At 56.8% G+C, this 13,111-nt stretch carries 11 protein-coding genes and 1 tRNA gene; 2 read left to right on the plus strand and 10 right to left on the minus strand.

Annotated elements, in window-relative coordinates; genetic code table 11:
- Window positions 1-54: 54 nt before the first annotated feature.
- The 7 genes from CLH62_RS15130 to CLH62_RS15160 all read right to left on the minus strand — a co-directional run bounded on the left by CLH62_RS15130 (window position 55) and on the right by CLH62_RS15160 (window position 7,692).
- Entirely contained in the window at window positions 55-894 is an 840-nt protein-coding gene (locus CLH62_RS15130) for a DUF2797 domain-containing protein (RefSeq protein WP_099619030.1), read from the minus strand.
- Window positions 891-1,181, minus strand: coding sequence for a YeaC family protein (locus tag CLH62_RS15135; RefSeq protein ID WP_099619031.1), 291 nt, complete (start codon window positions 1,179-1,181; stop codon window positions 891-893). Before CLH62_RS15135 ends, CLH62_RS15130 begins: the two co-directional genes overlap by 4 nt.
- A 164-nt stretch (window positions 1,182-1,345) precedes the next feature.
- The gene (locus CLH62_RS15140; RefSeq protein WP_099619032.1) at window positions 1,346-2,209 is read right to left on the minus strand and encodes a rhomboid family intramembrane serine protease; all 864 of its coding nucleotides are present in this window, start codon (window positions 2,207-2,209) and stop codon (window positions 1,346-1,348) included.
- A 43-nt stretch (window positions 2,210-2,252) separates the two neighbouring features.
- Window positions 2,253-3,266 carry a metallophosphoesterase gene (locus tag CLH62_RS15145; protein ID WP_099619033.1) on the minus strand — a complete coding sequence of 338 codons (1,014 nt, stop codon included), beginning with the start codon at window positions 3,264-3,266 and terminating at the stop codon, window positions 2,253-2,255.
- A gap of 2 nt (window positions 3,267-3,268) precedes the next feature.
- Entirely contained in the window at window positions 3,269-4,153 is an 885-nt protein-coding gene (locus CLH62_RS15150; protein ID WP_099619034.1) for an NAD(+) kinase, read from the minus strand.
- Window positions 4,154-4,266: 113 nt separating this feature from the next.
- Window positions 4,267-5,514 (minus strand): DNA repair protein, encoded by a 1,248-nt coding sequence (locus CLH62_RS15155; RefSeq protein WP_099619035.1) that lies wholly within the window; start codon window positions 5,512-5,514, stop codon window positions 4,267-4,269.
- A gap of 108 nt (window positions 5,515-5,622) precedes the next feature.
- Window positions 5,623-7,692, minus strand: a complete 2,070-nt coding sequence (locus CLH62_RS15160; RefSeq protein ID WP_099619036.1) for an NADPH-dependent 2,4-dienoyl-CoA reductase — start codon at window positions 7,690-7,692, stop codon at window positions 5,623-5,625.
- A gap of 144 nt (window positions 7,693-7,836) precedes the next feature.
- Between CLH62_RS15160 and CLH62_RS15165 the strand changes: the two genes are divergently transcribed.
- The gene (locus tag CLH62_RS15165; RefSeq protein ID WP_099619037.1) at window positions 7,837-8,886 is read left to right on the plus strand and encodes an AraC family transcriptional regulator; all 1,050 of its coding nucleotides are present in this window, start codon (window positions 7,837-7,839) and stop codon (window positions 8,884-8,886) included.
- A 183-nt stretch (window positions 8,887-9,069) separates the two neighbouring features.
- On the opposite strand, the gene CLH62_RS15170 is transcribed toward CLH62_RS15165, so the two are convergent.
- Together CLH62_RS15170 and CLH62_RS15175 are read right to left on the minus strand one after the other, a co-directional pair.
- Window positions 9,070-9,146, minus strand: a tRNA-Asp gene (locus CLH62_RS15170).
- A gap of 138 nt (window positions 9,147-9,284) precedes the next feature.
- Window positions 9,285-10,316: an AraC family transcriptional regulator gene (locus tag CLH62_RS15175; protein ID WP_099619038.1), complete on the minus strand. Its 1,032-nt coding sequence runs from the start codon at window positions 10,314-10,316 to the stop codon at window positions 9,285-9,287.
- 275 nt (window positions 10,317-10,591) lie between these two features.
- Here CLH62_RS15175 and CLH62_RS15180 point away from each other — a divergent pair, with 275 nt between their 5' ends.
- A complete protein-coding gene (locus CLH62_RS15180; RefSeq protein WP_099619039.1) occupies window positions 10,592-11,467 on the plus strand; it encodes a MaoC/PaaZ C-terminal domain-containing protein in 876 nt (291 codons plus the stop codon).
- A gap of 15 nt (window positions 11,468-11,482) precedes the next feature.
- On the opposite strand, the gene CLH62_RS15185 is transcribed toward CLH62_RS15180, so the two are convergent.
- A complete protein-coding gene (locus CLH62_RS15185) occupies window positions 11,483-13,066 on the minus strand; it encodes an ATP-binding response regulator (RefSeq protein ID WP_099619040.1) in 1,584 nt (527 codons plus the stop codon).
- Between the last annotated feature and the right edge of the window lie 45 nt (window positions 13,067-13,111).

Consider the following 13,111-nt stretch of genomic DNA (forward strand, 5'->3'; position numbering starts at 1 on the left):
TTGGCCGAAAATCAGGGGCCATTGGCATGAACAAAATGGCCGGGGGGGAGTTATTCAGCTCTCCACGACCCGGAAACGGACTTCATAACCGGTGAACTTCCTGATGTTGATTACACCGGTATCAAGAATAAGGTACTGACCCTTGATGCCTTCAAGAACGCCTTCAACTTCCGGCGTTTTGTCGAGGTTATGGGCTTTGATCTTCTCTGGCCAGACCTCAACGGGGTAGCTGAGGGCGAGCCCCTGCTCATCCACCTCACGGATAGACTCCTGGCCGTGGGCTTCTCTCAGTACTTCAAGATCGCCGGCAATCAGCCCCAGAATTCTCCGGCGCTCGTCCCCCAGGGACAGCGTCGGTACGTCGCCTTTGAGCATCGCTCGCCAGTTGGTTCGGTCAGCAACGTGGGCCTTGCAGGCAACTTCCACCAACCCCGCGATGTATCGGGTCGCAACCCTCACCATGGGAATCGCATCTACCGCGCCCTGATCAATCCAGCGGGTGGGCACCTGGGAGGCCCGGGTGATGCCCACCTTGAGGCCAGACGAGTTCGCGAGGTAAACCACGTGCTCCACCATACAGTGGGTCTCGCCCCACTCCGGCTCACGACAGGTGCCCAGATGATAATGGCACTTTTCCGGACTCATGATGCAACTGTCGCAGGCGGCAAGCTTGCGAAAACAGGGATAGCAGAACCCCTGGCTAAAACTCTTTTTGGTGGTACGGTCGCAGTGGATACAACGGATGATGCCGTTGAAATCAAACCGCAAAGGTTTGCCAATCAGCTCGTTCAGGGGAATACGGGTATCGCCGACGGCAATGGTGTAGGCCACCGGCTCTCCCGCCTCTGCCGGCATCTTACGAAGCCGGCCGGTTACATCTATGGGTTCGCTCAAGACTTGACCTCAACAAACTGATCCGGGTCTACGTCGCCATTACCCTGATTACGCTGTACGGAAGGATCACAGGCGGTTCCCGCCTTACTGCCTCTGTCGAGGTAACCGACACGCTCCTTTTCGGGAATATTGTGCAGGTTTTCGTAATAGATGACTGCCTCCAGGCTGATTTCCCGCTGCTCAGGAGTCAGCTTGCGGCCGTCAGGCCATTTACCGAGCTCAATGGACTGCCGGAGACTCCGGTATACACTAGGATCCAGCCGGTCAATCAATTCTTCGTATGTCATCCCGCTCTCCTGAAAAAACGTTCGTAAAAAAGTGGCGGAATCGTTTGACAGAACCAAACGATAATGATTATCATTACTTCACCAAATGACGACGGTCGTATCATTTGGTCTCTCTCATCAGGAGCTTACAGCTCTTTTCATGCCCCGCCTCTGGCGGGGCTTTTTTATGCTCCGCGCCTCATCCTTACGGGCAAAATCACCGCAAGGGCCAATCCCGCGACAAATCCCCCCAGATGGGCTTCATTTGCCATACGACCGAGTCCGAGCATTTCAGGAAGCGCGGTAAAACCGATTACCATCCACACCACGGCGAAGGTTACCAATGCCGGCGGAAACTGGAACCGTGGCGCAGACCGCTGGCTCAGCCAGCAGTAACCCAGAATCCCGTAGACAACACCAGACAGCCCGCCAAAAAGAGGCCCGGAAACAAAGTACTGCAACCCGTTGGAGACCACGCTGGTTACCAGGAACAGGGTAATCAGCCGCCCCCGCCCGTCAAACCATTCAATCTGACTGCCAAGAAACCAGAGCATCACCGAGTTGAAAATTATATGGGTCCAACTGAAGTGCAGAAAATCCGGAGTCAGCAGACGCCACACCTGGCCGCTGGCGAGAGTCGCTGACAAGGCTTCAATACGACCGGCCATGGTGCTCCAGTCATAATCACGCGGATCAATCATCATCAGCGTGGCGGCCAGTTCATTCTGACCCATGGCCGTGAACCAGACCATAATCACTGCAAAGCCGATGATGCCCAGAACCAATGGCGCATGGCGAGGCGAAGGTTGCCACCGCCCACCAACAAAAACCGGCGACCGGCTCTGGCGATCTACCGCATCTCTGAGTTGCGGTTCCGCCATGAAGCGATCAAGAGCTGCAAGCACCGGCTCAGCGTGGGCCGGATCTTCCAGCCAGATCACCTGAAAACCACCCTCCTCGGTAATCCGATGAGCAACACCCTGCCCGTTCAGCCAGCGGCTGAAGCCGGCCAGATTCACTGTGGTATCCACCTGTTTGACTCGGTACACCGTTTACTCCGCCTCCGGGATTAGTTGGGCCCTGCTATACGGGCTAGCGTGCGACACTGTCTTCACTGGTGGGATAATCCGGCTGCTCAGGCCGTTCCACCTCTACCCAGACAAACTTGTCCCGGGAAAGTGCCCGCTCTCCGTCCATCCGGTAGGCCACCAACCGGCCGTACTTCACGGCGCTGAAATCAATACAGGCCACATTGGACTTGAGCGGCGCCGGCTCACCCTCCATCCAGTAATGCCCGACGAAGACCGGCGGTGCATCCAGGGGATAGCTGATCAACTGCTTTCGCTCGTTCTCTGTTAACACACGGCGCGCCACTTCCGGCGGCAGTGGGTCCGGTTGGAACACCACATCTGCATAAGTGTGGGGATCATCCGCCCAGAACTTGGTGCGGAAAAACTCGCGGACATAGCCGTCCTTTCCGGTAATTGACATGCCCTCGGGCAACCGGAGATCGGTGCCACGGAGAAGGGTATCCATCACCTGCCCGGCGAAAGATTCAATGGCCGCAGAGGCGTGCAGAAAATCCTCATCAATACAGGCACCACCCTGCACCCGCTTGAATTTTTCGATCAGGTCGCCGTCCCAACAGGCGTGAACCGCCCGAAAACTCTCATCCTCAATGAACAGGGGAATGGTGTAAAACCATTCAAGAAACTCGTTCCACTCGTGCGGGTAAGCTTCAAACTGATCAAGAGTCTCCTTGATCAGGCGGTCATGACGGGCGTTATGTTCCCGCAACCACTTCCTGTTACTGCCCGGCCGGGCACGGGTGCAGTAGCCCAGAGCATTGTACTCGTGGTTGCCCATGACAATCCGGGCCGAGCCGTGTTCTACCATGTCTCTGACAAGGTGCAGCGCTTCCCGGATACGGGGCCCCCGATCAATGATATCGCCAATAAAAATGGCCTGCCGGCGCGGGTGCTGGTAAACGCCGTTGACCTTGCGATAGCCCATCTGGTCCAGAAGCCTGGCGAGCGTGTTCGCACAGCCGTGAATATCGCCAATGATGTCATAACCGCGATTTGCGGTTTGTCTGTTTCCAGCCATGTTCAACTCGCTGATATTTCGCTAGCCCAGCCAAGCTTGTCACGGCAGGTGGCGTAGAAATTGTGATCGGTGGGATGGATCAGCCGGATCTTGAACGGCTTTTTGGTGATGCGGATGATGTCGCCCGGCGCACAGGCAATGTTCATCTGCCCATCAAAACTGATTTGCGGGTAGGTTTCGTTGGTCTCTCCGATCACCAGTTTGATCTCACTCTTGCCGTCGACCACAATCGGCCGGCTGCTCAGAGTGTGGGGGAACATCGGCACCAGAACAATGGCATCCAGTTTCGGATGCATGATCGGCCCGCCCGCCGACAGCGAGTAGGCGGTCGATCCCGTGGGCGTGGAGACAATCAGGCCGTCCGAGCGCTGGCTGTAGACAAAGTGGCCATCAATAAACAGATCAAAGCCGATCATCCGGGTGGATTTTCCCGGGTGAAGAACGACATCATTCAGCGCAGTACCAAAGCCGAGGGGTTGACCGTTTCGCTCGACATTGCCATCCAGAAGAAAACGGGTTTCCTCCATGTATTCGCCCTGCAGCACTTTGCCCAGGCGCTCTTCCAGATCAGCCGGTGAAATATCGGTCAGAAAACCCAGCCGGCCACGATTTACCCCAAGCAGTGGAATCTTGGACTTAGCCAGTTCCCGTGCGGCACCCAGCAGGCTGCCGTCACCGCCCACCACGATCACCAGATCACAGATTTCGCCCAGCAGTTTTTTGCTCGCCACCTGCAAGCCGTGACCGGGCAGCATACTGGCCGTGTCTTCCTCGAGAATAACGTGGTAGTGATTGGCGATCAGATACTGTTTGAGCTGGCGCAGTGATTCAACCACTTTAACGCTGCCCATCCGGCCAATCACACCAATGTTCCTGAACTGATCCATGAAGTTTCCTGTGGTCTCGGGATGCGGCGGGGCCGAACGAATCCGTTACCCCCGTGACAATCTGGCGTACAGTTTAACGAAAGTCACCCCGATACTGAAAAAACTTCCCGTACTCAGGCCTGGTGTTTCTCGCAGCGGTCATCAGTCCCCGGGCGGAACTCCGCCGGCTGGCTTACCCGAAGGATGGGCTCTTCACAGAGTTTGCCACCTTTTCCCTTGTGTTTGCAGACCGGGTTTTCGTAATGCTCCAGCCATTCCCGGTAGGCCGGCTCATTCATGCCACAGCGGTCAGTCGCGTAGGCGGTGGGATTGTTGAAGTAGGTTTCGATGTCGCCGTAGGGCAGCGTTACATGCCCTACGCCGGGATGATAGGCCACCAGAAACACGGACTGGCGTTTGAGGTGGTCGAGGATGGAGTTTTCAGCCGGCTCACGATGTCGAAGCTCGTGATTCTCCTGTTCAAGAGCAACGATCTTTTCGTCCCGCAGCTCCAGCTCCCGCTGCCGGCGCTCAAGCTGCTCCCGCAGCAGCACCAACTCTGCATCTGCATTGGCATCGTCCCGCTGCTTGTCCTCACCGCCCGAGGCCATCTGCTCCTGCATGGTCAGGTATTGCTCATTACGTTCCGACAGACGCTTCTTGAGCTGCTCATTGCTAAGGCGCTGGCGCTCATATTTCTGCTCAAGAGTTGCCATTTCACTGCGCAGGCCCTGCATTTCCAGCCGATGCTCCCGCTGAATATCTGACAGGGAATCCCGGTGGACGCTTTGCAGTGTCTTGATCCGCAGGCGCTGCTCCCGAATGAGTTGCGCCAGGCGGGAGCGATTCACTGCAGAGGATGCCTCTTCCGTATCGCCAGAATCCTCAGACTCCGCATTCAGAACCGGAATATTCTCCTCCTGAACCGGTTCAATCTTGCGGAGTTTGAGGTTATTGGCCTCGACCGCCTTACGGATCGCCTGGAAGTGGTTGTTCCCCGGCGTCATGTCCGGGTCCCACAGATCTTCCTTGTATTGGGGATCGGGGCATTGGCTGCGGCAAACAAGGCGGATAGCGCCACCACCCATGTCCGGCCCCTTGGCACCACGCCCCGCCAACTCCTCAATGGGCACGTTCCAGTGGCTGTCTGCCCGGCCTTCTTCATCAAACCAGATGCGGAAGAAAACCAGAGCCTGCACGAGAAGATCACCGGTCAGCTCGACCAGAACGGCCCTGACTTCGGTTTCGGCGAGATCGGACAGGCCCACATAGCCGTCCAGAAAGGCGCCGAATTCGCTGGCACGCATCTCCCGCGCCACCTGGCCCCCCTCCATGAAAAATACCGCCGAATATCCGTCGGTTGCCTGGTCGGCAGACACCATTGCTGACTCCCACGATTCAAAGATTCGACTGACTCAAACCCAATAGTCTAGCCAGACAATCCTTGCTGCACAGGGAAAAACTGCAACATTTTGTGATCGTGCCCGGGCTTATAGCTCCGCAGCCAGACGACTTCCCTGATCAATGGCCCGCTTGGCATCCAGCTCTGCCGCGACATCCGAGCCACCAATCAGATGAACCGGCAGGCCGGCCGCCTCCAGGTCCGCCTGCAGTTCGCGCAACGGCTCCTGCCCTGCACACACGATAATGGTATCCACGGGCAACACCCTGTCCTCACCCTGCTCGGCCCCCTTCGGAGTAACCGTGATATGAAGCCCTTCGTCATCAATCTTGCGGTAGGTTACCCCGGGGACCATCTGGACCTCACGATTCTTCAAAGAGGTACGGTGAATCCAGCCCGTAGTCTTGCCGAGATTTTTACCTACCTTGGAGGCCTTACGCTGGAGCAGGTAAACCTTCCTGGCAGGTTCGGGAACCTCTGGTGTAACACCCTGGATGCCGCCGCGATGCTCAACGCTCAGATCGACTCCCCATTCACGCATGAAATGCTCGGTGTCCAGCGCCGCAGAGGTCCCCTTGTGAACGATAAACTCGGAGACATCGAAGCCGATTCCGCCGGCGCCGATAACCGCCACCTTCTGGCCAACCGGTTTGCGCTCAAGAAGAGCATCCAGATAGCCAATCACCTTCGGGTGATCAATTCCTTCGATATCCGGAGTCCGCGGCTTGACGCCAGTAGCCAGAATCACCTCGTCAAAGCCGCCCGCCTTGAGATCGTCGGCACTGACCCGGGTGTTCAACCGCACCTCCACCCGATGCTTGTCCAGCATGACCCGGAAGTAGCGAAGGGTTTCAAAAAACTCTTCCTTGCCCGGAATCAGCTTGGCAACGTTAAACTGGCCTCCGATTTCACTGCCGGAATCAAACAGGGTTACCTTGTGGCCACGTTCCGCAGCCACAGTGGCAAAGGCCAGGCCAGCAGGCCCGGCACCAACCACTGCAATGGATTTTGGCGCAGCTGTTTTAACGTATGTCAGTTCGGTCTCGTGGCAGGCCCGGGGATTGACCAGGCACGAGGTCAGCTTGCCGCTGAAAGTGTGGTCAAGACAGGCCTGGTTGCAGCCAATACAGGTGTTGATCTCATCGGCGCGATCTTCCGCAGCTTTCAGGACCAAATCCGCATCGGCAAGGAACGGGCGAGCCATGGACACCATATCGGCGTCGCCTTCAGCCAGAATCTTCTCGGCCACGTCCGGCATGTTGATCCGGTTTGTGGTTACCAGCGGAATGCTCACTTCGCCTTTCAGGCGCGCCGTCACCTTGGTAAAGGCACCTCGGGGAACCGACGTAGCAATCGTGGGCACCCGGGCCTCGTGCCAGCCGATACCGGTATTGATGATGGTGGCGCCAGCCTTCTCGATTTCCTTGGCCAGTTGAACAACCTCTTCCCAGGTGCTGCCGTCTTCAATCAGATCCAGCATGGAGAGGCGGTAAATCAGGATAAAGTTCTCGCCCACCCGCTCGCGCACCCGGCGCACGATTTCGATGGGCAGGCGGATACGATTCTCGTAGCTGCCACCCCAACGATCGGTCCGGTGGTTGGTATGGGAGACGATGAACTGGTTAATGAAATAACCTTCCGAACCCATGACCTCAACGCCGTCGTATCCGGCTCTCTGGGCCAGGGCGGCACAGTCGGCATAGGCCTGAATCTGCTTTTCAATGCCTGCCTCATCCAACTCCTTCGGCTTGAACGGGTTAATCGGTGCCTGAATGGCGGAAGGCGCGACCAGTTCCGGGGAATAGGCGTAGCGGCCGGCATGAAGAATCTGCATACAGATCTTGCCGTCGGCACCATGCACCGCATCGGTAATGATCCTGTGCTTGTCGGATTCCTCCTCGGTGGTCATCTTGGCCGCATGCTGGAATACCCCGCCTTCAACATTGGGCGCGATACCGCCGGTGACAATCAGGCCGGCACCACCACGGGCGCGCTCCCCATAGAAAGCCGCCAGGCGTTCGAATCCGTTTCTGGCCTCCTCAAGCCCTGTATGCATGGAACCCATCAGCGTACGGTTACGCAGCTTGGTAAACCCAAGGTCCAGCGGCTCAAGCAGGTTGGGGTATTTGGCAACGCCCGGAGTCGTGCTTGTGGTCATATTCTGTCTCCTCATCGTGATCATCGGCGGGCTTGCAGAGCCCTGCTCATTATTGAGACCTAAATTACCGGTGTGCCTTGCTATCAACAATATCCCGGAATAACATTTTGTTATCTTTGGATAACATGTCCGACAAAGGCTTTAATGAACTCAAAATCGACAGACGCCCGGCAAACCCGTAATGCCCTCGGAGACATCAGTGTTCTCTACGTTTCCGTACTGATGCGGGCTGCCGCAGCGGAGGGGGCAGATACCACGGAACTGGCATCCCGCTTCCAGCTTGACCGGCAGACACTGACCTCATCCGCCGCACGCATCAGCATCCCTCGCTTCATGCGCCTTGGGCACGCAGCAATCAGTGAAACCGGCAATCCGGCTCTGGGGTTACGTATGGGTGCGCTGTCACGACCTGTCGATGCTGGCATCGCCGGGCTTGCCGGGGAAACTGCCTGCACCGCTGGCGCCGCCATCAGCACGCTGATCCGTTACGCCCTGCTGACCAGCAGGAACAGCCGCGGAAGTCCGACCATCAAACCGGACACTCGACAGGTGCAGTTTTACTCGATTCGCCCCTACAACGGCTTCAACTATTTTGTGGTGGATTCGGTGCTGGCAGCCTGGACTCAGTTCCTCCGCAACGTAACCGGCCGGTATGAGGTTCTGGAAAAGGTCACCATCGAATACCCGGCCATCGGCCTGGATGAGTTGTTCGAAAGCTGGTTTCGCTGCCCGGTACACTTCGGAGCACCAACAAACAGCCTCACTGTCCGCCGGGATGTCTGGGAAAGCCCGAGCCTGCAAGCGCAGCCGGCAATGCACGAAAAACTGTCTGGAATTTGCGAGCGGGAGATGCAGCAGATCCGGCGTGGCTGGACAACCGGAGACCGGGTAAAGAACCTTCTTACCCCTCTGTTCCGGGGAGAAACGCCCAACCTGGGGACCATTGCCATGAAACTTGGCATTGCGCCGTGGACACTGCAAAGGCAACTTGCCGCAGAGGGAACGGGATTCAGGGAGCTGGTGGATGAGACACGAAAACAGCTAGCCCGGGACTACATCCGGGAGACCGGCACATCAATGTCAGAGATTGCCTGGCTTTTGGGATTCGCCAACCCGGCGGCATTTCACAAGGCCTATCGGCGTTGGTTCGGCCTGAGCCCCGGGGAGCACCGAAAACAGATCAGCAGCTACTAGAGTTCAGTGGCATCGTCCCAGCCGGCATCGTCTTCATATTCCTCGAACTGGCTTTCAATCAATTCTTCTTCATAATCCCGCATGGTTATTATCCTGTGTTCTGAATCAGAAAACAGACTAGAGCGGATGTATGACAGGAAAATGACACGCTAGCAGGTTAAACGAAAAACAGGAGGGGAAAAATGGCGGAGCGGACGGGACTCGAACCCGCGACCCCCGGCGTGACAGGCCGGTATTCTAACCAGCTGAACTACCGCTCCGCGTTAGTCATCACGTCTTGCCTGTTCAAGGCAGTGCAATCAAGGGTGTGACTGCTCGGTGACAACGAGGGCGCATTATAAAGAGGCGCCCCGTTATGTCAACGCTTTTTCTGAAAAAAGTTCAGAAGCCGCGCGCCGTTACATGGCATCAATCATGGCATCCTTGCCCTGTGCGGTTTTGCGATACTCGATGGGGGTCATACTCGACCAGCGCTTGAAAGCCCGATAGAAAGTGCTCGGCTCCGAGAAGCCGGTGAGATACACGATTTCATCGATGGATTCGTCAGTGGTTGCCAGCAGTTGACGCGCCAGCCGGTAACGGAAATCAGCCAACACCTGGTTAAAACTGGTTTCGGCTTCTGTCAGGCGGGTACGAAGGGTTCGCGGCTTGATGCCTAAACGCTCGGCCACCGCATCCAGAGTTACCACGCCGCTGTCCAGAAGCTCAGCCACAATCCGTTCCACCTGCCCGACAATATCTTTCTTTTCAAGCCGGGCCACCTGCTCGCTGGCAAATCGCTCATGGAGGTCCAGAAGCTCAGGTTCGGCATGAGGCGACGCATGGGACAACAAGGTAGCAGGAAAGTACAGGCGATTCTCTTCAGCACCGAAGGAGACGTCACAGCCGAGTACTTCCCTCACATGATCCTGGCCTTCGGCCCGTTCGTGCTCAAACTCGATTCGTGAGGGATGGAAACTATCATCGGTGATGGAGCGGAAAAAGGTGATCAGACCCTGCACGAAGCATTCGTTGAAATGCCGTAGCCGGCGGACATCACCAGACGCAGCGTCCAGAACCATGCAGGCGTCGTCACCTTCAATGAAGAAATCCGTATTGGCGGCATCGCTCAGCAACCGCTGATAATTCTGCGCTCGCCGCAATCCTTCCCCAAAGGTCGGGCTGCTCAGAAAAAGATATTCCAGTACCTGGCCTTTGTAGGCGGGCAACAGTTGCCCAAGGTGCAACCCGACATCCGGATCGCCGGAGACGTCTTCAACGGCCTGCCAGAAGTACATCTGGGCACTATGGGGGGTTCGAAGCTGTTCGGTATAAACGTAATTCTCATCCACACCCAGACGGCTGAAGATGGCATTGGTGTTGATTCCCTTCTTTTTCATCGCCTCAAAGATGAGGCGTAACATCACTCCCGCGTCACGAAGTTCCTGCATAAGATCCCGCTTTTTTATTGGATTACTACTACTTTGACCGGCCGGACAATTGCCGGAGCACGCCAGGTCAATGCCTGATCTGGCCGGGTTTGCCAGACTTATGGGGCCTGAAAACAGCACCCTGTTAGACAATCGTCTTATATTAGAGCATATCAGGCCACAAACACACAGTTGTACCAGTTTGTAAAAATCGGCATGACCTGCGCGACAAAACTTTCCATCACGGTAATGCCATACTGACCGTGATCGACACAGGATGTGAAGGAGAACGACCAATGCCAGAGACTCTCGTTTACCACAAATCACCACCGTCATTGCTGCCGCTTTACGGCAAGGCACTGCTGGCGAAGCAGACACAGAGTGGTGGTGACATTACTATCCCGGAATTGTCTGCCAGCCTGCTGGGCGTGAGCACCGGCGGCGATAACCTGAAACGCTACCAAAAGGTTTGCGGGTTCACTCCGCACACCCACTTACCGCTCACCTGGCCCCATGTACTGGCCTTCCCCCTGCACCTCAAACTACTGACCGAGAAGCACTTTCCCTTGCCGCTACTCGGCCTGGTGCACCTGAGAAACACCATTACCCAGCACCGGCCAATCGGCGCCGGCGAAAACCTGGATATCAGCGTACGTCTGGGAAATTCGGTAAAGAGTAGCCGTGGGGTGGAGTTCGATCTCATCACCGAGGCCCGCTCGGCAGGCAAACTGGTCTGGGAGGAAGCGAGCACGACCCTGTTCCGGCAACCACAAGATGATGAGAAATCGCCTGGCCGAAAAGCCCCGCCTGAACTGGAACGCTATCCCAACACACTGAGCCTGAAGGCGGAAGAATCCATTGGCCGGCAGTATGCCCGTGTGTCCGGAGACAGCAACCCGATTCACATGCATGCCCTGAGCGCCAAGGTCTTCGGTTTTCCCCAGGCAATCGCCCACGGCATGTGGACCAAGGCCCACGCACTGGCATTATTGGAACAACAGGAAGGTTGGCGCCCGGGCGCCCTAAGGGTCAGCTGCCAGTTCAAGAAACCACTGTTCCTGCCGGGCACAGCCCAATTGAACTGGCAAGCGGGGGGCAACGGATGGGACTACCAGGTACTGAATGCGAAAGGCGATGCGCCACATCTGAGCGGTCGCATCGACTGGCTCTGACCCCGGGGGCTTCCTCTAACTCCGAGAAGCCTCGTCTTCCGCTGCGCAGGGTGAACCCTGGGCACCGGCTACCGGAAGGGTGAAGTAAAAACAGGCGCCGCCATCTTCGGGGCGTAAGAAACCGATGTCTCCGCCCTGGGCCTGAATCAGGGAGCGGCAGGTTGAGAGGCCAATGCCCATGCCATCATCCTTGGTGGTGAAAAACGGCAGGAACAGTTTTTCCTCGGCGCCATCTGGCAAGCCAACTCCTTGGTCCCGCACCTGGATTCGCACACAGGTATCACCCTGAAGGCTGGCTGATACCTCGACCGGAGCCGTTGAATCCACGCTACTGGTCGCTTCGAGGGCATTCCGGATCAGATTCAGAGCAACCTGTTGTACCTGAACGGGGTCAGCCAGAACATCTGGCATATCCTCTGGCACCAAAACTACTATGGCACCCTTGTTATTGCGCATATCCACTTCGGCAAACTGCCGGGTGTCCTCCAGCAGCGCGGATACCGAAAGCACTTCCTTGCCAGTTGCCGGCTTCTTCATGAACCGCCGTATTCGCCGAATGATCTCGCTGGCGCGGTGGGACTGGGCTTCGATCTTGTCCAGGGTCTCCTGTAGCAGCCCCATATCCGCCGACTCTTTCGCCATCATCCGCTTGGCAACCCGGGCATAGTTGGTGATTGCCGTCAGCGGCTGATTGACCTCATGGGCAACGCCCGCAGCCATTTCACCCATGGTGGTCAGGCGCGAGGTATGGGCCAGCTGGTCGCGCTGTTCCTGAACCAGTTGCCGCGCCTCTTCCAGAGCCTTTTCATTATCCAGCTCGGCAGTGATGTCCCGAAACACCACAACGGCCCCGTGAAGCTCGTCTCCATCCAGCTTGGGGGTCGAGCGATACTCCGCCGGAAAGCCGGTTCCGTCCGCCCGAAGCATACGGATATTCCGCTGATTTTCGGCAACACCCTGCTGGCAGGTTGCTTTTACTGGCAGGCCTTCCGGGTTGTCCGCCGCGGTGGCGAAATGGGATTCGAAGAAGTTTCGGCCGATCAGCTCTTCCACCGGGCAGCCGACAATCAGCGCCGCAGCTGGGTTGGCAAACTCGATAACGCCTTGCTCATCAAGGCCGTAAATGCCCTCGCTGATGGAATTCAGAATGCGGGCCTGATCACTCTGGAGCTCCCGGTTACGGGCTTGGAGCTCTCTTTCAAGGCGGATAACCGAGGCATGGGTTTTCACCCGGGCAATCACTTCCTGGGACTGGAACGGCTTGGAAATGTAGTCAGCTCCACCGAGGGAGAAGCCTTTAACCTTGGCCTGCAGATCATCGAGAGCGGAAAGGAACACCACGGCACAATCCGTCGTTTCCGGATCGGCTTTGAGTCGTTCACAAACCTCATAGCCGTCCATCTCCGGCATCATGATGTCCAGAAGAATCACTTCAGGCTGGTGGCGGTGGGCAAGGTCGAGGGCCTTTTCGCCTTCATTGGCAATCAGCAGCCGGTAACCTTTGTCTTTCAGGGTCTCATAGAGGACTTTGAGGTTCTGTGGATTGTCATCCACAAGCAGAACCGTCACCTCCGAGTTCTCGCTGACAGATTCAGTCATATATTCAAGGCCGGTTAAAAACGTAACCGTATGATGCCGACGAGA

The organism is Marinobacter guineae (assembly GCF_002744735.1).
Taxonomy (GTDB): Bacteria; Pseudomonadota; Gammaproteobacteria; order Pseudomonadales; family Oleiphilaceae; genus Marinobacter; species Marinobacter guineae.